The sequence below is a fragment of the Amycolatopsis sp. TNS106 genome, assembly GCF_019330265.1.
Lineage (GTDB): Bacteria > Actinomycetota > Actinomycetes > Mycobacteriales > Pseudonocardiaceae > Amycolatopsis > Amycolatopsis lurida.
The window spans coordinates 5,240,962-5,266,406 of sequence record NZ_CP024972.1 but is presented as its reverse complement, the minus strand read 5'-3'; the positions used below and the strand labels follow the sequence as shown (position 1 = coordinate 5,266,406).

The window sequence follows — 25,445 nt, the reverse complement described above, 5'->3', positions numbered from 1 at the left end:
TCACTCGGTGCGCAGGTTCTCCGTCTTCGCCGCCGCGCGGACGGACGGGACCGTCGACGCCGTCACCAGCAGCACCATCGCGATCGCCGCCGCGGCGAGCAGCCCGACCGCGGACCAGTCGACGTGCAAGTCCTTCCAGAACAGCCGTCTGCCCAGCGCGGCGACGGCGATCCCGGTCACCGTCGCGACCACGATGCCCACCAGCAGCGGAATCCCGTTCTGCCACAACAGGGACCGGACGATCACCCGCACCGGCACGCCGGTGGCGGACAGCGCCCCGAGCGCCCGGCGCCGTTCCCGGACCTGTTCCTGGGCGAGCACCAGCAGGCTCACCCCGGCCAGCAGCAGGACGGACAACGCGCCGCCGAACAGGATGTTCCGCACGTCGTCGAGCATCCGGGCCTCGTCGGAGACCCGCTTCTCGTTGGCGGACGCCACCGAGACCTGTCCGCTGTACGGCGCCACCGAGTTCCGCACCAGCTCGACGAAGTCCGGATCGCCGGTCGTCCCCCGCAGGCTCACCGTGACCGGCGCGGCGGCCAGGTCGACGCCCGCCATCGCGGCAGGCGTCGCGACCACGTGTGGCTGGAGTTGCTCGCCGAGCCCCGACGGCTTCACGCTGAGCGGGCGGGGCGTGGCCGGAACGGTCCAGGGCCGCTCCCTCTTGTCGTCGTCGACGAGCTTCACCGACTGTCCTTTGTGGAGAGAGGCCGGATCGGCGAACACGTCACCGTCGTGGCATCCGGTCGCGGCGGTGGTCGCTTCGATCGTGGCGCAGTCGGCGACGGCGAGCGAGACGAGCCCGCCGTCGCCGCGGTTCGTGTCGACGAGCATCGAGCGCATGGCCTGGAAGCCGGCCGCGCCGGGCACCGCACGGACCGCGGCGATCGCCTGATCGGCCACCGAACTGTCGGCATGGACGGAGATCCGGTCGTCGGTCTTCTTCTGATAGACGGCCGCCAACGTCACCTGGCCCGCCAACAGGCTCTGCAGCGCGATCACCCCGGCGAGCACGACGCAGAGCCCCGCGACCACCCTGGCCGGGGTCCCGCTGTCGTTCCGCAGACGGCGGATCGCGAGCTGGAACGACGGCGGCCCGCCCTTGACCCGGGCGACGGCGCGCTCCAGCACCCACGGCAGCATCGCGGGTATCCCGAGCATCAGCAGCACGGCACCGGCGATCAGCGCCATCCGGCCGAGTTCGCTCGCGACGCCGAAATCCGGGGCTATCAGAGCGATTCCGGCGACGATCGGCAGCAGCCGCCACCACAATCGCCGCTTCGGCGGCACGGTTTCGCGGACGACTCCGAGCGGTTCGACGACCGTGTGCCGCTGGGCGGCCCAAGCCGCCGCCACGGTCAGGGCGGGGACCACGAGCACGATCAGCACCACCAGCGGCCACGGCGGCGTCAGATCCTTCGGGTACACCCCGAACCGGAGCACCTGGAAGTCCGCCACCGTGCCGCGGAACAGCAGGAACGCCGCGGCACCGGCGACCAGCCCGGCCACTGCGCCCACGAGGGATTCCGCCGCGGTGATCCGGCGCAGCTGCTTGAGGGAGGAGCCCGCCAGCCGTAGCGCGGCGAGCCGCCGGTCACGGGCCGCCCCGCCGAGCCGGGAGACCGTCCCGACGAAGATGAACACCGGCGTGAGCAGGACGAAGAGACCGATCAGCAGCAGCGAGAGAATTCCTCGTTCGAACGGCGCTTCGTAGCCGGGAGGGGAACCGAAGGTATAGATCGGGGCGCCGTTGCGTGGATTGTCCGTGCCGGCGTAGACGACGAGATCATTCGGATTGAGTACCGCTCCCGTGCCGATGATCCCGACCGGCTTGCCGGGCAGACGGGGCCGTAACAGACCACTGGTGTCGGCCGCGACGAGTTCGTCGAGCTTCGGGGAAAGGAAGACCTCGCCCGGCGCGGGCAGCCGGTCCACCCCCGGCGGGATCGGCGAGTTCGGCCCGGTGGCGTGAAGGTGGACGAGCGAGATCGCCTGCCCGCGGAAGTCGGTCGTGGTCGTGTGGTGATTCAGTGGTGCGACACCCGGGATCGGTTCGTTCCGCGGGGAGGCGGCGTACGCCCGCTGGTCGCGGTTCTCCTTGACGGTGCCCGCGGAGGCGCCGATCAGGAGGACCGCGACCGCGAGCCCGATGCCGACCGTGCTCAGGACGAGCCTGACGATCGAGCCCCGGCCGCCCCCGACGGCCAGCCGGAACCCCAGCATCAAATCTTCGCGCCCGGTCATCGGGTGATCACCGGTTCGCGTGTCCGGCCGTCTCGCACGATGACCTCCCGGTCGGAGTAGGCGGCCACGCGCGGTTCGTGGGTGACGAGGACGACGGCGGCGTCGGTCTGCTTCGCCGTCTCGGACAGCAAACGCATGACCAGCTCTCCGCTGAGCGTGTCCAGCGCGCCGGTCGGTTCGTCGGCGAAGACCACCGACGGTTCGGTGATCAGCGCCCTGGCCATGGCGACCCGCTGGCTTTGCCCGCCCGAAACCTGGCCGGGTGTGCTGTCCTCGGCGTCGCCGACCGCCAGCCGGTCGAGCCAGGTCCGCGCGAGCCGCTCGGCGGGGCGGCGTTTCATCCCGCCAAGGCGCAGTGGCAGTGCGACGTTCTCCAGGCAGGTCAGCTCCGGGACGAGCTGCCCGAACTGGAAGACGAAGCCGAATTCGGTGCGCCGCAAGGCACTGCGTTCGGTGTCGGACATGCTCGCGAGATCTCGCCCGCGGAACAGCACCTGACCTGCGTCGGGCCGCACGATTCCGGACAGGCAGTGCAGCAGTGTCGACTTCCCGGAGCCGGAGGGACCCATGATCGCGACGATCTCACCGGCTTCGAGCGTCAGCCCGGCCCCGTCGAGCGCCTGGTTCGGGCCGAAGGCCTTGTACAGGCCGAGCCCGTGTAACAACGGTGTTTCCACTGTGTGGTCCCCAGATCAGCGCGTCAGCTGGCGCGCGAGGTCGTCGAGGCGGGCGGCGGTGAGTTCCAGCCACCGCAGATCCGCTTCCAGGTGGAAGAGCGCGTGGTCGCAGATCAGCTGATCGGCGAGGTCGCCGTCGGTCTTGCGGGCGGTGAGCTCACGCATGGCGCGCAGGTGGGAGCTCCGCTGGGCGTCGAGCAGGTCCTGCGCGCCGCGGCCGGACAGCAGCGCGAGCACGACCTTGGTGTAGAGCGTGTTCTGCAGGTAGACCGAGGGATTTTCCGGGCTTTTCAGCCATTCCTCGACGTTGGTGACGCCTGCCTCGGTGATCGCGTACCGCTTCCGGTCCGGGCCGCCGCCCGCCTCGACGCCGTTCTCCACGACCAGGCCGTTCTTCAGGAGCCGGTTCAGCGTCGAGTAGACCTGCCCGTAGTGCAGCGGACGATCCTGCCGGAACTGCTTGTCGTAAAGCTGTTTGAGGTCATAGCCGTGCTTCGGGCCGGCTTCGAGCAGGCCGAGCAGCGTGTTCCCGATGGACATGGGAGCGACTATACACACGATCTATACATCGAGTGTATAGCTGCGGAAGGCGTCTTTCCCGCATGCGACGCGGTGGAAGGCCCCTTCAGCCCCTTGGGCCGTGCCGCATCAAGAGGTGTCGCGAGGTCGACTCGAGCAGGCCCGCGACCTCACGGTGTGACGTCGATCAGCGGCGGGCAATGTCAAACGCCTGAAACATTCAGGAGTTTTCAGGTAACACGGCCTACCTACCTTCAAGCGCTATCGACGCCTGGAGGAGGTGCCCGTGCCGCTCACCGCCCCCACCGTGACCGCGGTGGACACGCACTGCCCGTACTGCGCCCTGCAGTGCGGGATGAGCCTCGACGGCGCCCGGGTCGCGCCGCGCGACTTCCCGGTCAACGCCGGCGGCCTGTGCCAGAAGGGCTGGACGTCGGGGGAGCTCCTCACCTCGCCCTCCCGCTTGACGACACCGCTGATCAAGGTCGACGGCGAACTCCGGCCCGCGACCTGGCCGCAGGCTCTCGACCTCGTCGCCGAGCGGCTCACCGAAATCCGCGCTGCCAAGGGGGCCGACTCGGTCGCCGTCTTCGGCGGCGGCGGGCTGACCAACGAGAAGGCGTATCTGCTGGGGAAGTTCGCCCGGGTCGCGCTGGGCACCTCGCAGATCGACTACAACGGCCGGTTCTGCATGTCTTCGGCGGCCGCCGCCGGGATCAAGGCGTTCGGCGCCGACCGTGGCATGCCGTTCCCCGTCACGGATCTCGCCGACGCCGACGCGGTCCTCCTGATCGGTGCGAACCCGGCCGAGACGATGCCGCCGTTCACCCAGCACCTGCGGGGCGCGGACCTGATCGTCGTCGACCCGCGCCGGACGCCGACCGCCGAACTGGCCGGGCTGCATCTCGCACCCGCGCCGGGGACCGATCTCGCGCTGGCGCAGGGCATTCTGCACGCCGTCGTCGCCGACGGCCTGCTCGACCAGTCCTATGTGGACACGCGCACCACCGGTTTCGAAGAACTGTGGCGCTCGGTCGCGGCCTGGTGGCCGGAGCGCGTGGAGCAGATCACCGGGGTCTCCGCCGCGGACCAGCGTCGTGTCGCCGCCAAGCTCGCCGCGGCCCGCAACGCCTACGTCCTCACCGCGCGTGGCACCGAGCAGCACGCCAACGGCACCGCGATGGTCAACGCCTGGATCAACCTCTCGCTCGCCCTCGGCCTGCCCGGGCGCAAGGGGTCCGGCTTCGGCTGCCTGACCGGGCAGGGCAACGGCCAAGGCGGTCGCGAACACGGGCAGAAGGCGGACCAGCTGCCCGGCTACCGCAAGATCGACGACCCCGCGGCCCGTGAGTACGTCGCCGGGGTCTGGGGAGTGCCGCCGGAATCCTTGCCGGGGCCGGGCCGTTCGGCCGTCGAGCTGCTGGAGGCGCTCGGCACCGAAGACGGGCCGAGCGCGCTGATGGTGTTCGGCAGCAACCTCGTCGTTTCCGCGCCCGGCGCCGGGAACATCCAGGACAAAGTGTCCTCTTTGGACTTCCTGGTGGTCTCGGACCTCGTCCTGTCGGAGACGGCGGCGATGGCCGACGTCGTCCTGCCGGTCACCCAGTGGGCCGAGGAGGACGGCACGATGACCAACCTCGAAGGCCGGATCCTCCTGCGCCGCAAGGCGATCGACCCGCCGTCCGGCGCGAAGACCGATCTCTGTGTGCTTTCCGAGCTCGCCCGCCGGTTCGGCCAGCCCGACGGCCGGTTCCCGACGGACGCCGAGACCGTCTTCACCGAGCTTCGCCAGGCGTCCAAGGGCGGTGTCGCCGACTACTCGGGCATCACCTACGACCGGCTCCGTGACGGCGAGGCCCTTTACTGGCCCGTCCCGGCGGAATCGCATCCCGGCACGCCGCGGATGTTCCTCGACCGCTTCGCCCATCCGGACGGCCGCGCGCGGTTCGTCCCGGTGGACCACGTCGGCCCGGCCGAGCTGCCCGACGCCGCATTCCCCTTGCAGGCCACGACCGGGCGGGTCCTGCAGCACTACCAGTCCGGGGCGCAGACCCGGCTGGTCAAGGAACTCAACGACGTCGTGGCGGAGGCCTTCGTGGAAGTTCATCCCGACACCGCTGCTCGCGCGGGACTGGCCGAGGGCGACCTCGCCGTCGTGCGTTCCCGCCGCGGGGAGACGGTCGCACGCGTCCGCTGCGTGGCGTCGCTGCGCCCCGACCTGGTGTTCCTGCCGTTCCACTTCCCCGGCGAGGGCAGGGCGAACCTGCTGACCAACCCGGCGCTCGACCCGACGAGCCGGATGCCCGAGTTCAAGGTGTGCGCGGTCGCGCTCGCCCCGGCCGAGGCCGTCGCGTGAGCCCCCGGTCGGTGGTCATCGCCGGATACGGCATGGCGGGCGCGAGGCTGGCGGACGACATCCGCCGCCGCGATCCCGACGGCGAACGCGTCCGGCTCACCGTCGTCGGCGCCGAGACGCACACCGCCTACAACCGCGTGTTGCTGTCGTCGGTGGTCGCCGGCACCATGCGGCCCGAGGTCGTCCGGCTCCACGACGACGACTGGCCGTCCCGTACCGGGGCCGACCTGCGCCGCGGGGTCGCCGCGACCTCGATCGACCGCGCGGCGCGGCGAGTGCACCTCGACGACGGGTCCACTGTGGACTACGACGCGCTCGTGCTCGCCACCGGCGCGAACCCGTGGATGCCGCCGGTCGAAGGGCTCGAACCCGGCCCGGACGTGGTCGCGTTCCGCACCCTCGACGACTGCGCGCGCATCCTGGACGCGGCCAAACTGGGCGCGCCGGTCGCGGTGCTCGGCGGGGGGCTGCTCGGTCTGGAAGCCGCGCGAGGCCTCGCCGGACGGGGAAACCTCGTCACCGTCGTGCATCCGATGCCGCACATCATGGAACGCCAGCTCGACGCGGAATCCGCACGGGTGCTGACCAGGAAGCTCGAAGAGCTCGGCGTCGCCTTCCGGCTCGGTGTCGGGGCCGCGCGTTACGTCAGCGGCGACGGGCTCAAACTCGACGACGGCACGCACGTGCCCGCCGATCTCATCGTCGTCTCCACCGGGGTCCGACCGGAGACGAAACTGGCCGTGGACGCCGGGCTGACCGTCGAGGGCGGCATCGTCGTCGACGATCTGCTGCGGACCAGCGACGGCCGGATCCACGCGATCGGCGACTGCGCCCGGCATCCCGGCGCGTTCGGCGGGCTCGTGCAGCCCGCGTGGGAACAGGCCGCCGTCGTCGCCGATCTGGTCACCGGCACGAAGTCCGCGTCACGCTATCGCGGGACCCAGGCGGTGACGCGGCTCAAGGCCCGCGGCATCGACCTCACCGCGCTCGGCGAGACGATGACCGGCGCGGACGACCCGGCCGCCGAAGTGCTCACCTTCAGCGACCCGGCGGGCTGCCGCTACGGCAAGCTCGTCATCCGCGAAAACCGGGTGGCCGGCGCGATCCTGCTCGGCCTGCCCGACGCGGCCGCGACGATCACGCAGCTCTACGACCGGGGTACTCCGGTGCCCGAAGACCGGTTGGCGGTCCTTTTAGGACGCTCGTTGCCGCCCGGGGCGCCGTCGGCGGCGAGCCCTGCCGATCTGCCCGCGTCGGCGGTCATCTGCCGCTGCAACGCGGTGACCAAGGGACGGCTCGTCGAAGCGTGGCGCGGCGGCGCCACCGACGTCCCCGCCCTCGCCGGGGCGACCCGCGCGACGACCGGCTGCGGCGGCTGCAAGGACGCCGTCGGCGGGGTCGCGAAATGGCTGGCCGCCCAGTGAACCCGAACGCATCCATCAAGGAGGACCGCATGCACGCTCGCGGAAAGCGCTGGATCGAGCACTGGGATCCGGAGAACGAGCAGTTCTGGGAGGAGACCGGGAAGAAGGTCGCCCGGCGGAATCTCTGGTTCTCCGTCCTCGCCGAGCACATCGGCTTCTCCGTCTGGACACTGTGGTCGGTCATGGTCCTGTTCATGGGCCCGCAGTACGGGTTCTCGGCCGCCGACAAGTTCCTGCTGGTCTCGACGCCGACGCTGATCGGCGCGCTGATGCGGCCGCTGTACACCTTCGCGGTGGCGAAGTTCGGCGGCCGGAACTGGACGATCGTCAGCGCGCTGCTGTTGCTTGCGCCGACGATCCTGGCGGCCGTCGCGATGCAACCGGGCACTTCGCTCGGCACGTTCCTGCTGATCGCCGCGCTCGGCGGCGTCGGCGGCGGGAACTTCGCGTCGTCGATGACCAACATCAACGCCTTCTACCCCGAAAAGCACAAGGGCTGGGCGCTCGGCCTCAACGCGGGCGGCGGAAACCTCGGCGTGGCGGCGATCCAGCTGATCGGCCTGCTGGTCATCGGCACCGTCGGCGCGACCGCACCCCGGCTGGTGCTGGCGATCTACATCCCGCTGATCGTCGTCGCGGCGGTCTGCGCGTACTTCTACATGGACAACCTCGCCTCGATGAAGAACGACACCAAGGCGATGCGCGAGGTCGTCAAGGATCCGCACACGTGGGTCATGTCGTTCCTGTACGTCGGCACGTTCGGTTCGTTCATCGGGTACAGCTTCGCCTTCGGCCTGGTGCTGCAGAACCAGTTCGGCCGCACTCCGTTGCAGGCGGCCGCGGTCACGTTCCTCGGCCCGCTGCTCGGTTCGTTCTCGCGGCCGACCGGCGGTTGGCTGGCCGACCGGATCGGCGGCGGCAAGATCACCTTCGTGACGTTCGTCGGCATGGCCGCGGCGACCGTGGTGCTGATCCTGGCCTCGACGTCGAACTCGCTGGCGTTGTTCACCGTCGCGTTCATCGTGTTGTTCGTGCTCACCGGCATCGGCAACGGCTCGACGTACAAGATGATCCCGGCGATCTTCCGCGCCAAGGCGAAGGTCGCGATCAGCGAGGGCGCGGACGAGACATTGGAGATGCTCAAGGCTCGCAAGCTATCCGGGGCGTTGATCGGGCTGGCCGGGGCGATCGGCGCGCTCGGGGGCCTCTTCATCAACCTGGCCTTCCGCCAGTCGTTCGCGGACACGAAGAGCGGGGTGCCGGCGTTCATCGCCTTCTTGGTCTTCTACGGCCTGTGCTTCGCCGTCACCTGGGCGGTGTATCTGCGCAAACAGCAGTCGGAGGTGGCGAGCACCCGAGGTCTGGCGCTCGCCGGAGCGGAGGTCTGATGCGGAAACTCGTCGTCGTCGGACATGGCATGGTCGCGCACCGGCTCGTGGAAGCGGTGCGCGCGGAGGACAAGACCGGCGAGTGGCAGATCGTGGTCCTCGCCGAAGAGGCACGCCCCGCGTACGACCGCGTCGCCCTGACGTCCTATGTGGACACCTGGGATCCCGCGTCCCTCGCTCTGGAAGGCGCGGAATACACCGACGATCCGCTGGTCGAACTGCGGCTCGGCGACGCGGTGGTTTCGGTGGATCGGAATCGCAAGGTCGTCGTCACCGAGGCCGGATACGAGCAGCCGTACGACGCGCTCGTCCTCGCGACCGGTTCACGTCCGTTCGTCCCCCCGGTGCCCGGCCATGATCTTCCCGGCTGTTTCGTCTACCGGACGATCGAGGACCTCGACGCCATCCGGGAAGCCGCTCAGCGGCCCGGGCGCGGACGGCGTTCGGCGGTCGTCATCGGTGGCGGGCTGCTCGGTCTCGAAGCCGCGAAGGCGTTGCGGGACATGGGCCTTTCGCCGCACGTGGTCGAGATGGCGCCGCGGCTGATGCCGCTGCAGGTCGACGAGGGCGGCGGCGGCCTGCTCCGGCGGCTGATCACCGATCTCGACGTGACCGTCCACACGGGAACGTCGACCGACGCCATCGAGCCGGACGGCGAACGCTACCTCGCGAAGCTCGGCAACGGCACGGAACTCGACGTCGACCTGGTCGTGTTCTCCGCCGGTATCCGGCCGCGTGACGATCTGGCGCGTTCGTCCGGCCTGGAAGTCGGCGCGCGGGGCGGGATCCTGGTCGACGACACCTGCCGGACGGCCGACCCCGCCGTGTTCGCGATCGGGGAATGCGCGGCCGTCGACGGCAAGGTGTACGGGATCGTGGCGCCCGGATACGCGATGGCGGAGATCGTCGCGGCGCGGCTGACCGGCGGCGAGGGCACGTTCCCCGAGCCGGACATGTCGACGAAGCTCAAACTGATGGGTGTCGACGTCGCCAGCTTCGGCGACGCGCACGCGGCGACCGAGGGTGCGCTGGAGGTCGCGTTCAACGACGCCGTCGCCGGGACGTACAAGAAGCTCGTCGTGTCGGACGACTCGAAAACGTTGCTCGGCGGTGTGCTGGTCGGCGACGCGAGCGAGTTCAACACGCTGCGTGCGATGGTCGGCAGGCCGCTGCCCGCCGAACCCGGCGCGATCCTCGCCCCGGCCGGTGGCGGGGCGGCGGTCGGGGTCGACGCGCTGCCCGACGCCGCGCAGATCTGTTCCTGCAACGCGGTCTCCAAGGGCTCGATCACGCATGCGATCACCGAAGAGGGTTGCGATTCGGTCGCCAAGATCAAGGGCTGCACCCGGGCGGGCACGGCCTGCGGATCGTGTGTCCCGCTGCTGGGCAAGCTGCTGACGGCTTGCGGCGTCGAGCAGTCGAAGGCGCTGTGCGAGCACTTTCCGCAGTCGCGCGCGGAGCTGTTCCAGATCCTCCAGGCCACGCGGATCACCACGTTCAGCGAGATGATCGACCGCTACGGCACCGGGACCGGCTGCGCGATCTGCAAACCGGCGATCGCGTCCATCCTGGCCACGCTGGGCAACGGGCACATCCTCGCCGGCGAGCAGGCGACCCTGCAGGACACCAACGACAAGTTCCTCGCGAACCTGCAGCGCAACGGGACCTACTCGGTGGTCCCGCGCATCCCCGGCGGCGAGATCACGCCGGAGAAGCTCATGGTGATCGCGCAGGTGGCGATGGATTTCGGGCTGTACACCAAGATCACCGGTGGACAGCGGATCGACCTGTTCGGCGCCACCGTCGACCAGCTCCCGCTGATCTGGCGGCGGCTCGTCGACGCCGGTTTCGAGTCGGGGCACGCCTACGGGAAGTCGTTGCGCACGGTGAAGTCGTGCGTCGGCTCGACCTGGTGCCGCTACGGCGTGCAGGACAGCGTCGGGTTGGCGATCGAGTTGGAGCTGCGCTACCGCGGCCTGCGCTCGCCGCACAAGCTGAAGTCCGCCGTCTCGGGCTGTGCCCGGGAATGCGCCGAGGCGCGGAGCAAGGACTTCGGCATCATCGCCACCGACAAGGGCTGGAACCTCTACGTCGGCGGGAACGGCGGCGCGACCCCGCGGCACGCGGATCTACTGGTGTCCGAAGTGGACACGGAGACGCTGATCCGGACGATCGACCGGTTCCTGATGTTCTACGTGCGCACGGCCGACCGCCTGCAGCGCACCGCGCCGTGGGTCGAGGAGATGGAGGGCGGCCTCGACCACCTGCGCGCGGTGATCGTCGACGACAAGCTCGGCATCTGCGAGGACCTCGACGCGGCGATGGCCAAGCACGTCGGCGACTACGCCGACGAGTGGCGCGGCGTGCTGGAGGACCCGGAGAAGCTGGCGAAGTTCACCTCGTTCGTCAACGCGCCGGGCACGCCGGATCCGACGATCTCGTTCCGCACCGAACGTGACCAGAAGGTGCCCGTGCTGCTGGGCATCCCGGAGGTGAAACAGTGACGACCTCGATCGAGCGCACCTGGACCGCCGTCTGCGCGGCGGGCGCGGTCCCCGAATGGTCCGGCGTCGCCGCCCTGCTCGACGGCGGCGTGCAGGTGGCGATCTTCCGGTTGCCCGGCGACCGGTGGCACGCACTGTCCAATGTGGATCCGGTCAGCGGCGCGGCGGTGCTTTCGCGGGGGATCGTCGGCGACGCGGGCGGCGTCCCCGTCGTGGCGTCGCCGGTGTACAAGGAACGGTTCGATCTGCGGACCGGCGAATGTCTCGACGCCGAAGGTGTCTCGGTCGCGGCCTATCGGGTGCGGGTCACCGAGGGTGTCGTGGAGGTGGAATTCTCACCGTGACAGAAGTCCTTCCCCTGGCGGGATTCGTCATCGGGATCACGGCGGCGCGGCGGGCTGACGAGCTCGGCGCGCTGTTCGTGCGTAAGGGTGCGACCGTGCGCTACGGCCCGGCCATCCGGATCGTGCCGCTCGCCGACGACACCGAACTGCGGTCGGCGACCATGCGCCTGCTCGAAGCTCGGGTCGACGCCGTCGTCGCGACGACCGGGATCGGCTTCCGCGGCTGGGTCGAGGCGGCCGAGGGCTGGGGGCTGGGGGAGGAGCTGCTCGACCGGCTCGGGAAGTCGGCGCTGTTGGCGCGGGGCCCGAAGGCCAAGGGCGCGATCCGCGCGGCCGGGCTGTCGGAGGACTACTCGCCCGCGTCGGAGAGCAACGCCGAGGTGCTGCGGCATCTTCTCGATTCCGGAGTGGACGGTCAGCGGATCGCGGTGCAGCTGCACGGCGAGCCGCTTCCGTACTTTGTGGACAGTCTGCGCGCCGCGGGCGCCGAGGTGATCGAGGTGCCGGTGTACCGCTGGGTCGGCCCGGCCGACCCCGGCCCGCTGGACCGGCTGCTCGACGGTGTGCTCGACGGTTCGGTGGACGCGTTGCCGTTCACCAGCGCGCCCGCGGTGGCGTCCATGCTGGCGGTCGCGAAACGGACCGGACGGCTGCCGGGAATCGTGCGGGCACTGGAGAAACGGGTCGTGGCGGCCTGCGTCGGGCCGATCACGGCGGCACCGCTGGCCGCGCTCGGGATCCCGACGGTCCAGCCGGCGCGGTCGCGGATCGGGGCGTTGGCGCGGATGGTGTCCGACGCGCTCGAAGCCCGTTCGCCGCGGCTGACCGCGGGCGGCCGCACCATCGAGCTGCGGGGTCAGGCGGCGCTGGTCGACGGGCAGTGGTGTGACATCGCGCCCGCGCCGATGGCGGTACTGCGGGCGCTGGCGGAGTCACCGGGGCGGGTGTTCTCCCGGCGGGAGCTGGTCACCGCGTTGCCCGACGGCGGCGAGGAACACGCCGTCGAGACCGCCATCGGGCGCCTGCGGAGCTCTTTGGGGTCGCCGAAACTCGTCCAGACGGTGGTGAAACGCGGCTACCGCCTGGCCGTCGACCCCTGACCCCCGCAATTCGTCACCTACTTGCGGTGGTCGCGCTCGGGAACGTGTCGCAAGTAGGTGACGAATTGCGGGAGGTGCGGTCAGGAGAAGGTGACGCGGTGGTCTGGGAACTCCCGGGCGGCGGCGACGCGGGCCGCCTCCGCTTCGGCCGCCTTCCGCGCGGCCGGGCGGAGAGCGTCGAACGGGGTCACGGTGAAGTCGAGCCGTTTCCTGCCGCTCGCCTTGGCCCGCCACACCCCGGCGATCTCGCCGTCGGCCAGCAGTGCGCCGGGACTGCCGAGGATCTTCCAGACCTCCTTCTGCCGGGCCTTGTCCGGCACCAGCACGGCGCGGTCGCGCGCCTGGACGAACGGGTCCAGCGGTGGCAGCAGGCGGACCACATCCGGCTCCGGTGGCTTTTCCAGGAGCGGCACGCGGTCTTCCGGCAGATAGGCCTTCTTGCCGTCGACCCGGACCTCGGCCAGGCAATCCGGCCACATCGCGTCGACGCCGGCGCGAGTCGTGCCGACGTAGGCGGCGGCGTCGCCAGGTGTGGCGGGACCGTTGATCCGCAGGTAATCCTCGATGACGCGGGTGGCCGCCTTGACGTTCGGCGACGTCTTGATGCGGCCGCGGCCTTCCAGCGGTGCCAACGTCGCCGGCGTCGCGCCCGTCTCCAGCCGGACCCCGGCGTGGATCGACGCGACCCGCATCAACTGCTCGTAGATGTGCACGACACCGCAGCCGCGGCAGGCGTACGACAAGCCGCGGGGGATCAGTTTCGTGACGGCGCCGCTCACCGTGCCTTTGGTCTGCGCGCCGGTGACGACTTCGCGGATCGCCTTCGCCGCGGTGAACAGTGCGTCCGTCGCGGACCTGCCCGCGGCCTCGACCTGCTTGCGCTGCCAGAGGATCCGCGCCATCGCGTCCTTCTCGTCGAGCGGCACGAGCGCGGCCCGGATCTCGTCCAGTTCCGCGCGGCGGTGGAAATGCGGCGCGCCACGATGGGTCCACGCGAGCACGAACCGCTCGTCTTCCCAGATCGCGGGCGTGATGTCGCCGTCGATCCGGGCGGCGAGCCCCAGGAGGGCGGTGTCCCGCACGGAATCCTGCAGCCCGAGATCGAACACGGCCGCCGCGGCCGGATCCGTCTCCTCACGGTGCAGTCCGTGGGCCGCGATCCGGTACGCCAGCACCTGCTCGCGATCGACCTCGAGCATTCGTCCTCCCTACAGCGAAAAAGCGAACGTGTACGACATCGTCGGCGCATCGAGCGCGCCGGTCGTGGTGCCGGTGCCGGTGATCCCGGCGAGTTCACCCGTTCCGGAGCCCTCGACGACCGCGAACTTCGACGAGATTCCCTTCGCGTCGAACCCGGTGTCGTGCTTGATCACGAAGCTCCCCTCGCGCCCGTCCACACTGCCTACGATGCGTTCGAGGCCGGGGGACGTGGTCCCGCCGCCGTCGAAGCCCTCACCCGCGTAGTACAGCAGGTAGTCGATGACCGCCTCGCCCTCGATCAGCCCGCTGTAGGCGAAGGTGGCGTGCGCGTGGGCCACGCGCGGCCCGCCCTCCGTGCCGCTGACGAGGGCTTCTTCCCAGTTCTTCATGGCGAACGTGTTCATGGGCTCACCCTGTCAGCCAAACCTGTCAGGTTGTGTCAGGTTTTCGGGGATACTGGGTTCATGCGCGCGAGCAGACTCCTGTCGGTCCTCCTCCTGCTGCAGAACCGCGGCCGGATGACGGCCGAGGAGCTGGCGACCGAGCTGGAGGTGTCGGTCCGGACGGTCTACCGCGACGTCGAGGCGCTGTCCGCGGCCGGCGTGCCGGTGTACGCCGATCGCGGGCGCACGGGTGGATATCAGCTGGTCGACGGCTATCGCACGCGGCTGACCGGGCTGACCGAGGAAGAGGCGCAATCGCTTTCGCTGGCGGGCCTGCCGGGGGCGGCCAGTGAGCTCGGGCTGGGCACGGTCCTCGCCGCCGCTCAGCTCAAACTGCACGCGGCCATGCCCGCGGAACTGCGTGCCGGGGCGAGCAAGATCTCCGAACGGTTCTATCTGGACGTCCCCGGCTGGCATCGCGGGATCGAAAGCCTGCCGCGGCTGTCCGAACTGGCCGACGCGGTCTGGCACGCGCGGCGGGTCAAGGTCCGGTACGAACGCTGGGGACAGCGGAAGGTCGATCGCGTCCTCGACCCGCTCGGCCTGATCCTCAAAGCCGGGAACTGGTATCTCGCGGCGCGGTGCGACGGCAGCGACCGGACCTATCGGGTCTCCCGGATCGAAGAACTCGAAGGTCTCGGCGAGACCTTCGAGCGGCCGTCAGACTTCGACCTCGCGCGCTACTGGCAGGAATGGTCGGAACAGTTCGAAAAGCGGATGTACTCACGAGTGGCGGTGGTCCGGCTGAACGAGTTCGCCCGCATACTGGTGCCGTTCTATCTCGGTGCCGTCGGAGCGAGGGCGCTGCGGGAAGCGGACGCCGAGCCGGACGAAGACGGCTGGCTGACGATGGAACTGCCCGTGGAACCCGGAGAACCGGCGGTCGGTGAACTACTGCGGTTCGGCGGGAACCTCGAAGTGCTCGCACCGCCGGAGCTGCGCGAGCGGCTGGCGGAAGAGATCGGGAAGATGGGCGCGCGTTATGGCTGACCTGGACGGAATCACGATCGGGATCACCGCGGAGCGGCGGGCCGACGACTTCATCGGCGCGCTGACACGGCACGGCGCGACCGTCCTGCACGCGCCCACCATCCGGATCGTCCCGCTGCCCGACGACACCGAACTGCGGGCGGCGACGGATGCCGTGCTGGCCGGACCGGTCGGCTTCACCGCGGTCACCACCGGCGCCGGATTCCGCGGCTGGCTTTCGGCGGCCGAAGGCTGGGGGCTGCGCGAACCGTTGCTGGAGCGGCTGGCCGCGTCACGGATCTTCGTGCGGGGCCCGAAGGCGGCGGGCGCGGTGCGCGGCGAGGGGCTGCGTGAGGAATTCTCCGCGCCCGAGGAAAGCAACGCGGAACTGTTCGAAGGCTTGCGCGACGCCGGGGTTCGCGGAGCACGGGTCGCCGTCCAATTGCACGGAACCCTGCTGCCCGAACTCACCGGGTCGCTGCGTGACGCGGGTGCGGACGTCGTGCAGGCGCAGCCGTATCGCTGGCTTTCGCCCGCCGACGTCGCACCTGTGCACGAACTCGTCGAAAGCGTGATCGCCGGACGCGTGCACGCGTTGGCCTTCACTTCCGCTCCGGCGGCCGCGAACCTGCTGACGCTGGCGGGGCCGCGCCGCGAGGAACTCCTTGCCGCACTGCGAGGTCCGGTGTTGTGCGCGTGCGTCGGACCGGTGACCGCGGCGCCGCTGGAAGCCGCCGGGGTACCGACCGTGCAGCCCGAACGTCAGCGGCTCGGCGCGTTGGTCAAACTTCTCGTCGCGGAGCTGCGCATTCGGCCGTCTTGACGCGGGTAGCCCGCTTTGCCAGGCTCGAGACATCGGACGCGGGGAGGGCGGCGGATGTCCGAGTCTCAATCGGTCACGTTCGTGCGCGCGATGTTGCGAAAGGGCTCTTCGGTCTTGGGCGCGAGCCCCGCCGACGAAGCACCCGACCCCGATTCCGTTCCCGATTGGCGTTATCGGGAAGATTCCGCGGACACGCTGCTGATGCGCGCGATCCGCTACTCCGCGCTCGGCCCGATCTTCTACCGCGTGGCCGCGTTTCCCAAGGTGTACATCGGTTTCCTGGTCTCGAACGGGTCGGCGGGGATCGTCCCGGTGCTGAGCGTGACGATCCTCGGGGTGCTGCTCAACGTCCTCGCGGTCTGGTGGGTGGTGCGGGGCCGCGGGATCCGGGCGAAGACCTCCGGGCGGCTGATGTACGCGGATCTCGCCGTGGGTGTGGTGCTCACGACGATCGTGGCCACCGCGGCGCCCGCCGGGATCCAGCCGTTCGCCGTCGACGTCGCGTGGACGTGGATGGTCGGGACGGTGGCGCTGTGGACGCTGTCGTTCGGGCTGCCGGCCGCGCTCGTACTGGTGATCGCGGCGGTGCCGTTCCGGGTGTTCCTGACCTGGATCGGCGGACTGCCGATCGATCATCCGCTCGCGGTGAGCCGGTCGGTGGGGTGCATGGTCGCGCTCGTCGTGGCGATGGTGACCACGGCGGGGATCCTGATCCTGCTCGGCGTGGGGACGCGGTTCGCGCTGGGGATCGGGATGCGCCGGGGGCAGCGCGCCGAACGCCTGCGGACCCAGCGGGTCATGCACGACTCCGTGCTCCAGACCTTGGAGGCGATGGGGCTGGAGGCGCCGGACGACGATTCCGCCGCCGCGGAACGGCTCGCGGAAATGCGCGCCACCGCACGGGCGCAAGCCGCCGAACTCCGCCGCGAACTGACCGGCCCCGACGCGCCGTCGGCGCGCGGCCTCACCGCGGACCTCGCCGAGGTCGCCACCGAAATGGCGCGCGACGGCCTCCGCACCCAGCTCGTCGCCGCCGAGACCGAACAGGACTACCGCCTCTCCCACGCACGCAGGACCGCCATCCGCGACGCCGTCCGCGAAGCACTCCGAAACACCGTGAAGCACGCCGGGACGAACCAGGTCGTCCTTCGCGTCGAGGAATCCGAAGGTGGCATCGCGGTCATCGCGCGGGATCAGGGGACCGGGTTCAGCATGCTGGACCGGCCGCCGGGCTTCGGGATCAGCCAGTCGATCATGGCGCGGCTGGCGGAGGTCGGCGGGCGAGGGACGATCGATTCGCATCCGGGTCGGGGAACGCGGGTGACGTTGTGGGTGCCGCACTGAGGGGCTGTGGTTGGGGCGTGCCTTCGCCGCTCAAGTCCGTGAAGGCCTCCTTCACTACCTTGAGGGTAGGCAAGGAGGCCTTCACGGAGTTCCGGGGCGTGAGCGGGAGCAAGGGACCTTTGCTATCAGTTGGTTAGCATGCCTACGTAAGCGGTAGCAAAGGTCCCTTGCTCTCTTTCCGCAGGTAGGCGCGGTGACTGTGTGGATTTCGGGTCATCCAACGCACCAAAATCCACACAGTCGGTCACCACTGTTACGCGGAGTGCGGGGTGTGTGGAAATAGGGACACTCAACGTCCCTATTTCCACACACCTCACCCGCGGTAGTAAAGGTCCCTTGCTTTCTTTCCGCAGGTCAGAAGGTCTCAGTCCTCGTCGGCCGAAGGAACCTCTCCCGCCTCCGCCTGCCTCATCGCTTCACGGCCGGCCGCCTCTTCGCTCACCCCTTGCCGCCAGTACCCCGTAAAGCAGATCGCCCGCTTGTCGACCCCGCGCTCCCGTACGAGGTGCCGCCGCACCAGCTTCACCATGTTCGCTTCGCCGGAGATCCACGCGTAGGGCGTCCCGCCCGGCAGCTCCGCCTTCCGGACGGCTTCGAGCACCGCGTCGCCGACCGGGCCGGAGCCCCGGACCACCCAGTGCAGTTCCACGGTTCCCTGCGTTTCGAAGACCTGCCGGTCTTCGCGATCACTGATCTCGATGTAGACCACCGCTCGCGTCCCGGCGGGGAGCGCTTCGACGATCGCGCCGATCGCCGGGATGGCGGTCTCGTCCCCGACCAGCAGCTGCCAGGTCGTGTCCGAAGGCACGTCGTAGAGCCCATGCGGTCCCAGGAAAGCGACCCGGTCACCCTCCGAAGCGCGCGAAGCCCACGCGGAGGCCGGGCCTTCGTCACCGTGCAGCACGAAGTCGATGTCCACCTCCTGCACCGACGGTCGCAGCGCGCGCACGGTGTACGTGCGCATCGGCGGCCGGACGTCGTCGGGCATCGCGAGGTAGGTGCGGTACCAGGACAGGACTTCGTCGCCGCTCAGCGGAGCGGGCAGCACGGGCTCCGCCTGGCCGGGCTGCGGGAAGAACACCTTCAGGTACTGGTCGGGCGCGTGGTCCACCAGCGATGCCCCCGAGAAGGTCACCCTGCTCATATGCGGAGTGAGCCGCCGGACCCCGGTCACCTTCGCCTCGATGTAGCTCATTAGGGGAGGCTAACCTAAAAGAGAGCGCCGGGACCAGCGTCGTCGTCCGGATCACGTTGCCACCGGTATTTCCGCAGGTCGACGCGCTGGCCGTCGGGGATGACGCCCTCCGCGCGCAGCCGTTGCAGCTGCTCGTCGAGCAGATGCGGAGCCGGTGTCCCGTCGGCCCGCAGAATGCGGTGCCAAGGCAGATCGTGGCCGTCCTCGCCGAGGATCCGGCCGACCAGCCGCGGGGACGGGGCTCCCGAAACCGACGCTATATCCCCATAAGTCGCGACCGAGCCGGCGGGCACGCTCGCGATGACCTCGCGCACCCGCTCGTGCAGTTCGTCATCCATGGGACCACTTTGCCGTGCCGCTGCGAGGTTGTGTCGGCGGGGCGTGGTTCCATCGTGGGCGTGAACGGGCGGCGAACAGCGGCAGGAACCGACGCGCGGCTGGTCCGCACGCCGGTCACCGGCACGCCGTCCTTCCAATGGGATTCCGGCGCCCGTCGCCTGCTGGCCGCCCCGGACGGCTTCCGACGGGTCCTCGGCGGGCCGGGTACGGGCAAGACGGCGTTGCTGGCGTCGGCGGCGTCGCGGCGCATCGCGGAGGGCGCGAACCCGGAGAGCGTGCTCATCCTGACCACCTCCCGCAAGGCGGCCGAGGTCCTGCGCGCCGACATCACCCACCGGCTCACCACCGATCCGGAAGAGGATCCGCTGCCGCGCACGATCCGTGAGCCGCTCGTGCGCACGGTGCACTCGTACGCGTACGCGCTGTTGCGGATGGAGGCGCAGGCCGACGATCTCCCGCCGCCCCGCCTGCTGGCCGGAGCGGAACAGGACGTCGTCGTCCGAGACCTGCTCGCGGGCGACCTCGAAGAGGGCGCGCTCGACTGGCCGGAGCAGCTGCGGCCCGCGTTGGGCGTGCCCGGATTCGCCGAGGAACTGCGAGATCTCCTGCTCCGCGCCGCCGAACGCGGGCTCGGCCCGGAGGATCTGGTCGAACTCGGCAGGCGCCGCGGCCGCGAGGAGTGGGTCGCGGCCGGGCGCTTCTGGAGCCAGTACGAAGAGGTCACGCTGCTGCAGGGCGCGGGCGGCAACGCGCTCGGCGTCGCGAGCGCGCCCGCGCTGGACGCCGCCGAGCTGGTCACTTCGGCGCTGCTCGCGCTGGAAGACGATCCCGAACTGCGCGAACGCGAGCAGCGCCGTGTCCGGCATCTCTTCGTCGACGACGCGCAGCATCTCGACCCGTTGCAGACCCAGCTCATCCGGCTCATCGGGCACGCGGCCGACGAGTTCGTCGTCGCGGGCGACCCCGATCAGTCCGTGTTCTCCTTCCGCGGCGCGGATCCCAGCCTGTTCGCCGACGCGGACGAGGAAGGCGAGCGCACGGTCCTGCTGACCACGGCCCATCGGCTCGCCCCGGTGATCCGCACGGCCGTCACGAAACTCGGTTCGGTGCTGCCCGGTTCGTCGCCGCAGCGCAAACTCGTCGACGCGCCGGACGCCGAGGGCGGTGCCGTCCGGGTCCGCCTGATGCCGACCCCGGCCGCCGAGGCGAGCTGGATCGCCGATCAGCTCCGCCGCGCGCATCTCGTCGACGGCGTGCCGTGGTCGGAGATGGCGGTGCTCGTCCGCTCGCCCGCTCGTACTTTCCTTGTCCTGCAACGTGCGCTGCGGGCGGCCGGGGTGCCCATCGGTTCCGCCACCGAAGAACTGCCGCTCGCGAAGCAGCCCGCAGTTCGTCCTCTGCTGGCGATGTTGCGGCTCGCCGCGGATCCGGAGCTGCTCGACGTCGACCTCGCCGAGATGCTGCTGTCCTCGCCCTTGGGTGGCGCGGATCCGCTCGCCCTGCGCAGGCTGCGTCGCGGCCTGCGCAGGCTGGAGCTCGCGGGAGGCGGGCAGCGGTCCAGCGACGAACTGCTGGTGGAAGCCTTGCGTGCCAACGACGTCCTCACCGGTCTCGCCGAGGCCGAGGCGCTGCCGATGCGCCGGATCGGCGGCCTGCTGCACGCCGCGCACCAGGCCGTCGTACGCGGGGACGGTGTCGAGCAGGTGCTGTGGGATCTTTGGCAGGCGAGCGGTCTGGAGGAGCGCCTGCTGCGTATGGTCGATCGTGGTGGTTCGCTCGGCTCGCAGGCGGATCGCGACCTCGACGCCATCGTCGCTTTGTTCGACGCCGCCGGTCGCTATGTCGACAGGCTGCCGAAGGCGAGTGTCGCCTCGTTCGCGGATTACCTGTCCTCGCAGAACATCGCCGGTGACACGCTGGCGCCCGCCGCGATGAAGAGTGACGGCGTCTCGCTGCTCACGGCGCACGCGTCCGCCGGTCGCGAGTGGACGGTCGTGGCCATCGCCGGTGTCCAGGAGGGCAGCTGGCCGGATCTGCGGCTGCGCGGTTCCGTGCTCGGTGTCGAGCGGCTGGTCGACCTCATGTCCGGCGTCGACGCCGAAAAGGTGTCCGCCACCGCGCCGATCCTCGCCGAGGAGCGGCGGCTGTTCTATCTCGCCGCGAGTCGCGCACGGAAGACGTTGCTGGTCAGCGCGGTCGCGGGGGAGGACGAGCAGCCCTCGCGGTTCATCGACGACCTGGAGGAGAACGGCGCGGACGACGGCGGTCTCGACTCGCGGATGAAACCGGCGGGACGCTCGCTCGTGCTCGCCGAACTCGTCGGTGAACTGCGCGAAGTCGTCTGCGACGAATCGAGCGAGCCGGAAAGGCGGAAACGGGCGGCGCGCCAGCTCGCCAAACTGGCCGCCGCCGGGGTGCCGGGCGCGCATCCGGGCACCTGGTACGGCCTGCTGGAGCCTTCCACCGGTGAACCCGTGCACGGGCCGGGCGATCTCATCCGGATTTCCCCGTCCACTGTGGAGGTTCTGGTCAAATGCCCGCTGCGCTGGCTGATCGAACGCCACGGCGGTAGCGACCCGGCGCAACTCGCGGCGGTCACGGGAACCCTGGTGCACGGGCTCGCGCAGGCGGTCGCGGGCGGCAGCAGTGACGAGCAGATCCGCGCCGCCCTCGACGAAGCGTGGGTGCGGGTCGACGCGGGGGCGCCGTGGTTCTCGCGCCGCGAGCGGTCGCGGGTCGAGCAGATGCTGCGGAACTTCATCACCTGGCTGGAATCCAGCCGCAAGGAGCTGATCGAAGCCGGGGTCGAGCAGGACATCGAGGTCGAGTTGCCGGTCGGCGACAGTGACACCGGCGACGTCCGCGTGCTCTTGCGCGGCCGCGTCGACCGCGTGGAGATGGACAAGGACGGCCGTCCGGTCGTCATCGACATCAAGACCGGCAAGGTCCCGATCTCCGCCGCCGACGCCGAACAGCATCCGCAGCTCGCCGCGTACCAGCTCGCCGTGCTGCTCGGCGCGGTCGAGGGCGGTTCGAAACCCGGTGGCGCGCGGCTGGTCTACGTCGCGAAGTCCAACAACAAGACCGGATCCACCCAGCGTGAGCAGGCGCCGCTGGACGAGGACGGCGGCAAGCAGTGGCTGGAACTGGTGCGTTCGGCGGCCGGATCCGCCGCGGGCCCGGAGTACGGTGTCACCGAGAACCCGGACTGTGATCGTTGCCCGGCGAGGGGTTGCTGCCCGCTCCGGCCCGAGGGCAGGCAGGTGACCGGCCCTTGATCTCCGAACTTCAGCGCCGCCAGGTCGAGCCGGGCGAGATCGCCCGCGCGCTCGGGCTGCACAGCCCGACCGACGAGCAGGCCGAGGTGATCGCCGCGCCGATCGAGCCGTCGCTGGTCGTCGCGGGCGCGGGTGCGGGCAAGACCGAGACGATGGCCGCGCGGGTGGTGTGGCTGGTGGCCAACAGCGTCGTCCCGCCGGAACGCGTGCTCGGCCTGACCTTCACCCGCAAGGCCGCCCGCCAGCTCGGTGAGCGGGTCCGCACCCGGTTGCGCCGTCTGGTCGGATCGGGGTTGCTCGACAAGATCGACCCGACCGGCGACCTGCGCACGACGGTGACCGCGGGTGAGCCGACGGTGCTGACATACCACGCGTACGCCGGACGTCTGCTGTCCGAGCACGGCCTGCGGTTGCCCGTCCAGCCCGGCGTCCGGCTGCTTTCGGAGACGTCTTCGTGGCAGTTCTCGCATCGCGTCGTGTCCACTTGGGACAACGATCTGGACACCGACCGCGTGCCCTCCACGGTGACGGCGCACCTGCTGGCGCTGGCCGGGGAACTCGGCGAGCATCTGGTCGAGACCGAACGGCTCGCGGGGTATACGTCCTGGCTGTGCGAGGTCATCGAGAACGCGCCGCGCGCGAAGGGGCAGCGCGCGTCGTTGCCGCAGAAACTGGCCGAAGTCATGGCCGCGCAACGGTTCCGGCTCGCGCTCCTGCCGCTGGTCGAGGCGTACCACGCGCGGAAGCGAGCCGAGGGTGCGCTCGACTTCGCCGACCAGATGTCGCTGGCCGCGCAGCTCGCCAGCAGCTATCCGGCGGTGGTCGCGGGGGAGCGCGAGCGTTACGGCGCCGTTCTGCTCGACGAATACCAGGACACCGGGCACGCTCAGCGCATCCTGCTGCGGTCGCTGTTCGGCGGTGTCGAGCATCCGCCGATGCCGGTGACGGCGGTGGGCGACCCGGCGCAGGCCATCTACGGCTGGCGTGGGGCGAGCGCGGCGAACCTGCCCCGGTTCACCACGGACTTCCCCCGCGACAACGGCGAACGGCTCGTCCCGGCCTGGGATTTCGGGCTGCTGACCAGTTTCCGCAACCCGCCCGAGGTGCTCGAACTCGCGAACGCGATCTCGGAGCCGTTGCGGGAACGCGGTCTCGGCGTCGCGCGGCTGCGTGCGCTGGAAGGCGCGGGGACGGCCGATATCGCCGCCGCGCTGCTGCCGGACGTCCGCGCCGAACGCGAGTGGGTGGCCGACGCGGTGGCGAAGCGCTGGTTCGAAACCATGGAGGAGACCGGAAAGCCGCCGACGGCCGCGGTGCTGGTGCGCCGTCGCGCCGACATGGCGCCGATCGCGGCGGAAATGCGGGCACGCGGGCTGCCGGTGGAGGTCGTCGGTCTCGGCGGCCTCCTCGACGAACCCGAGGTCGCGGACCTGGTCAGCACGTTGCGGGTGCTCGCCGATCCGCTCGCGGGGAGCGCGGCGGCGCGGTTGCTGACCGGGGCGCGCTGGCGGATCGCGGCGGCCGACCTCGCGGCGTTGTGGCGCCGAGCGGGCGAGCTGTCGTCGCCCGTGCCGCCTTCGGGGAAGTCCGATGTGGACGAACCGGTACTGGTGACCGAGCGGGTCGAGCAGGCCGGGCTCGCTGACGCCATCGACGATCCCGGTACACCGGACCGGTATTCGCCCGAGGGCTACCGGCGGATCCGGAAGATCGGCGCCGAGCTGTCGGCGTTGCGACGGCGTCTGGATCAGTCGCTGCCCGAGCTGGTCGCCGACGTGGAGCGCACCATGCTGCTCGATGTCGAGTCGCTGGCCCGCCCAGGGCCTGCCGGACGCGCGCATCTGGACGCTTTCGCCGACGTCGTCACGGACTTCGCCGAGACTTCGCCGACGGCCACTCTGTTGTCCTTTGTGGACTATCTGAACACGGCCGCGCACGCGGAAGACGGGCTCACCCCCGGCGAAGTGGAGGTCGTCCCGGATCGGGTCCAGGTGCTGACGGTGCATTCGGCCAAGGGGCTGGAATGGCGCATCGTCGCGATCCCGCATCTGGTCAAGGAGGTCTTCCCCGGCCGTCGGCGTTCGTCGTCGTGGCTGCGAACGTCGACCTCGCTGCCCGCCGCGCTGCGCGGTGACTCCGAGGACTTGCCGGAGTTGCGGATTCCCGAAGGCGCGGACCGCAAGGAAGTGCAGGAAGCACTGGAGCTGCACGAAGAAGGCTTCGTCGCGCGTGAAGCGGACGAGGAGCGGCGGCTCTGTTACGTCGCGCTGACCCGTTCCGAGCACACGATGCTGATCTCAGGTCATTGGTGGAACGAGAGCAGCGCGCGGCCGAAGGGGCCGTCGGAGTTCCTGCTCGAAATCGGCGAGGTGATGCGGGCGAACTCGGTCGGCCGGATCGAGCACTGGGCCGACGAGCCCGAAACCGACGGCGAGAATCCGCTGGTCGCCGACTCCCGCCGGGCGCGCTGGCCGGTCGATCCGCTGTGGCCGCGGCGCGAAGGCGTCGCAGGCGGCGTCGATCTGGTGCTCGGTGCGATGGAAGAGGCCGAACACGCCGAGGAAGAGGAAGAGGACGATCCGGACGGCTGGATCTCCGACACCAAGGTGCTGCTGGAGGAGCGCGCCCGGGCGCGCGATCGCGTGCAGCAGGTCGTCCTGCCGCCGCATCTCTCGGTCAGTCAGCTGGTGGAGCTGTCGGCCGATCCCGCCGCGCTGGCCAAACGGCTACGTCGCCCGCTTCCCGTGCGCCCCAACACTTACGCGCGCCGGGGGACGGCGTTCCACGGCTGGCTGGAGCAGCGGTTCGGTGGCGAGCAGCTGCTGGAGATCCACGACCTGCCGGGCGCGGCCGACGTCGACGAGGCCCCCGACACCGAGCTGGAGGCGTTGCAGACCGCGTTCGAGAAGAGCGAGTGGGCGCATCGGGTGCCGCACGCGGTCGAGGTCCCGTTCTCGGCGGACGTCGTGGGCGTCACGGTGCGCGGGCGGATGGACGCGGTGTTCGCCGACGCGGACGGCGGCTGGACCGTCGTCGACTGGAAGACCGGCGCCGTGCCGGACAAGGACCGGCTCGAACCGCTGGCCGTGCAGCTGGCGGCGTACCGGCTGGCTTGGGCGGCGCTCAAGAAGGTGCCGGTCGAGAAGGTCCGCGCGGCGTTCCACTACGTGAAACACGACAAGACCGTCCGGCCGGCGGATCTGCTGGACGCCGAAGGCCTGCGACAACTCCTGCGGAGCGTCCCGACGATCTAGCAATTCGTCATCTACTTGCGGTGATCGCGCGTGCGACTATCGCG

The 25,445-nt window shown here is 70.3% G+C and carries 18 protein-coding genes; 11 read left to right on the top strand and 7 right to left on the bottom strand.

The features are described from left to right. Genes CVV72_RS23515 through CVV72_RS23505 form a run of 3 tightly spaced genes read right to left on the bottom strand, consistent with a single transcriptional unit; the run spans position 1 to position 3,461 of the window. A complete protein-coding gene (locus tag CVV72_RS23515) occupies positions 1-2,244 on the bottom strand; it encodes an ABC transporter permease (RefSeq protein WP_219145843.1) in 2,244 nt (747 codons plus the stop codon). Next, positions 2,241-2,921, bottom strand: coding sequence for an ABC transporter ATP-binding protein (locus CVV72_RS23510; RefSeq protein WP_219145842.1), 681 nt, complete (start codon positions 2,919-2,921; stop codon positions 2,241-2,243). Before CVV72_RS23510 ends, CVV72_RS23515 begins: the two co-directional genes overlap by 4 nt. 15 nt (positions 2,922-2,936) lie before the next feature. After that, positions 2,937-3,461 carry a PadR family transcriptional regulator gene (locus CVV72_RS23505; RefSeq protein WP_219145841.1) on the bottom strand — a complete coding sequence of 175 codons (525 nt, stop codon included), beginning with the start codon at positions 3,459-3,461 and terminating at the stop codon, positions 2,937-2,939. A gap of 334 nt (positions 3,462-3,795) precedes the next feature. Between CVV72_RS23505 and CVV72_RS23500 the strand changes: the two genes are divergently transcribed. The 6 genes from CVV72_RS23500 to CVV72_RS23475 are packed head-to-tail and all read left to right on the top strand — an operon-like array spanning position 3,796 to position 12,556. Beyond that, entirely contained in the window at positions 3,796-5,796 is a 2,001-nt protein-coding gene (locus CVV72_RS23500) for a molybdopterin oxidoreductase family protein (protein ID WP_370641971.1), read from the top strand. Further along, positions 5,793-7,220, top strand: coding sequence for an FAD-dependent oxidoreductase (locus CVV72_RS23495; RefSeq protein ID WP_219145840.1), 1,428 nt, complete (start codon positions 5,793-5,795; stop codon positions 7,218-7,220). Before CVV72_RS23500 ends, CVV72_RS23495 begins: the two co-directional genes overlap by 4 nt. A gap of 29 nt (positions 7,221-7,249) precedes the next feature. After that, complete coding sequence (locus tag CVV72_RS23490; protein ID WP_219145839.1) at positions 7,250-8,608, top strand: NarK/NasA family nitrate transporter; 1,359 nt, start codon at positions 7,250-7,252, stop codon at positions 8,606-8,608. Continuing rightward, positions 8,608-11,112, top strand: coding sequence for a nitrite reductase large subunit NirB (gene nirB, locus CVV72_RS23485; protein ID WP_219145838.1), 2,505 nt, complete (start codon positions 8,608-8,610; stop codon positions 11,110-11,112). Before CVV72_RS23490 ends, nirB begins: the two co-directional genes overlap by 1 nt. Continuing rightward, positions 11,109-11,456: a nitrite reductase small subunit NirD gene (nirD, locus tag CVV72_RS23480; protein ID WP_219145837.1), complete on the top strand. Its 348-nt coding sequence runs from the start codon at positions 11,109-11,111 to the stop codon at positions 11,454-11,456. The genes nirB and nirD overlap by 4 nt, the downstream gene beginning before the upstream one ends. Beyond that, the gene (locus CVV72_RS23475; protein WP_219145836.1) at positions 11,453-12,556 is read left to right on the top strand and encodes a uroporphyrinogen-III synthase; all 1,104 of its coding nucleotides are present in this window, start codon (positions 11,453-11,455) and stop codon (positions 12,554-12,556) included. Before nirD ends, CVV72_RS23475 begins: the two co-directional genes overlap by 4 nt. Positions 12,557-12,636: 80 nt before the next feature. Here the strand turns inward: CVV72_RS23475 and CVV72_RS23470 are convergent, their stop codons facing one another. Beyond that, positions 12,637-13,755: a DNA glycosylase AlkZ-like family protein gene (locus CVV72_RS23470; RefSeq protein ID WP_219145835.1), complete on the bottom strand. Its 1,119-nt coding sequence runs from the start codon at positions 13,753-13,755 to the stop codon at positions 12,637-12,639. A 9-nt stretch (positions 13,756-13,764) separates the two neighbouring features. Then, positions 13,765-14,160, bottom strand: a complete 396-nt coding sequence (locus CVV72_RS23465) for a DUF3224 domain-containing protein (RefSeq protein ID WP_219145834.1) — start codon at positions 14,158-14,160, stop codon at positions 13,765-13,767. Positions 14,161-14,220: 60 nt separating this feature from the next. On the opposite strand from CVV72_RS23465, the gene CVV72_RS23460 reads away from it, so the two are divergent. Genes CVV72_RS23460 through CVV72_RS23450 form a run of 3 tightly spaced genes read left to right on the top strand, consistent with a single transcriptional unit; the run spans position 14,221 to position 17,335 of the window. Beyond that, positions 14,221-15,189: a YafY family protein gene (locus CVV72_RS23460; RefSeq protein ID WP_219145833.1), complete on the top strand. Its 969-nt coding sequence runs from the start codon at positions 14,221-14,223 to the stop codon at positions 15,187-15,189. Further along, the gene (locus tag CVV72_RS23455) at positions 15,182-15,991 is read left to right on the top strand and encodes a uroporphyrinogen-III synthase (protein ID WP_219145832.1); all 810 of its coding nucleotides are present in this window, start codon (positions 15,182-15,184) and stop codon (positions 15,989-15,991) included. Before CVV72_RS23460 ends, CVV72_RS23455 begins: the two co-directional genes overlap by 8 nt. A gap of 54 nt (positions 15,992-16,045) precedes the next feature. Further along, on the top strand, positions 16,046-17,335 hold the full coding sequence (locus tag CVV72_RS23450; protein ID WP_219145831.1) for a sensor histidine kinase: 1,290 nt from the start codon (positions 16,046-16,048) through the stop codon (positions 17,333-17,335). 364 nt (positions 17,336-17,699) lie between these two features. On the opposite strand, the gene CVV72_RS23445 is transcribed toward CVV72_RS23450, so the two are convergent. Both CVV72_RS23445 and CVV72_RS23440 read right to left on the bottom strand, forming a co-directional pair. Beyond that, the gene (locus CVV72_RS23445) at positions 17,700-18,530 is read right to left on the bottom strand and encodes a siderophore-interacting protein (protein ID WP_219145830.1); all 831 of its coding nucleotides are present in this window, start codon (positions 18,528-18,530) and stop codon (positions 17,700-17,702) included. A gap of 14 nt (positions 18,531-18,544) precedes the next feature. Then, positions 18,545-18,868, bottom strand: a complete 324-nt coding sequence (locus CVV72_RS23440) for an MGMT family protein (RefSeq protein WP_034313227.1) — start codon at positions 18,866-18,868, stop codon at positions 18,545-18,547. Positions 18,869-18,922: 54 nt separating this feature from the next. Here CVV72_RS23440 and CVV72_RS23435 point away from each other — a divergent pair, with 54 nt between their 5' ends. Both CVV72_RS23435 and CVV72_RS23430 read left to right on the top strand, forming a co-directional pair. Beyond that, on the top strand, positions 18,923-22,147 hold the full coding sequence (locus CVV72_RS23435) for an ATP-dependent DNA helicase (protein WP_219145829.1): 3,225 nt from the start codon (positions 18,923-18,925) through the stop codon (positions 22,145-22,147). Then, complete coding sequence (locus CVV72_RS23430; protein ID WP_219145828.1) at positions 22,144-25,401, top strand: ATP-dependent DNA helicase; 3,258 nt, start codon at positions 22,144-22,146, stop codon at positions 25,399-25,401. Before CVV72_RS23435 ends, CVV72_RS23430 begins: the two co-directional genes overlap by 4 nt. Positions 25,402-25,445 lie beyond the last annotated feature (44 nt).

Coding starts and splice junctions, on each gene's coding strand:
- CVV72_RS23515 (WP_219145843.1), bottom strand. CDS start 2,244: ATGACCGGGCGCGAAGATTTGATGCTGGGGTTCCGGCTGGCCGTCGGG.
- CVV72_RS23505 (WP_219145841.1), bottom strand. CDS start 3,461: ATGTCCATCGGGAACACGCTGCTCGGCCTGCTCGAAGCCGGCCCGAAG.
- CVV72_RS23500 (WP_370641971.1), top strand. CDS start 3,796: ATGAGCCTCGACGGCGCCCGGGTCGCGCCGCGCGACTTCCCGGTCAAC.
- CVV72_RS23490 (WP_219145839.1), top strand. CDS start 7,250: ATGCACGCTCGCGGAAAGCGCTGGATCGAGCACTGGGATCCGGAGAAC.
- nirB (WP_219145838.1), top strand. CDS start 8,608: ATGCGGAAACTCGTCGTCGTCGGACATGGCATGGTCGCGCACCGGCTC.
- CVV72_RS23470 (WP_219145835.1), bottom strand. CDS start 13,755: ATGCTCGAGGTCGATCGCGAGCAGGTGCTGGCGTACCGGATCGCGGCC.
- CVV72_RS23465 (WP_219145834.1), bottom strand. CDS start 14,160: ATGAACACGTTCGCCATGAAGAACTGGGAAGAAGCCCTCGTCAGCGGC.
- CVV72_RS23460 (WP_219145833.1), top strand. CDS start 14,221: ATGCGCGCGAGCAGACTCCTGTCGGTCCTCCTCCTGCTGCAGAACCGC.
- CVV72_RS23455 (WP_219145832.1), top strand. CDS start 15,182: ATGGCTGACCTGGACGGAATCACGATCGGGATCACCGCGGAGCGGCGG.
- CVV72_RS23450 (WP_219145831.1), top strand. CDS start 16,046: ATGTCCGAGTCTCAATCGGTCACGTTCGTGCGCGCGATGTTGCGAAAG.
- CVV72_RS23445 (WP_219145830.1), bottom strand. CDS start 18,530: ATGAGCTACATCGAGGCGAAGGTGACCGGGGTCCGGCGGCTCACTCCG.
- CVV72_RS23440 (WP_034313227.1), bottom strand. CDS start 18,868: ATGGATGACGAACTGCACGAGCGGGTGCGCGAGGTCATCGCGAGCGTG.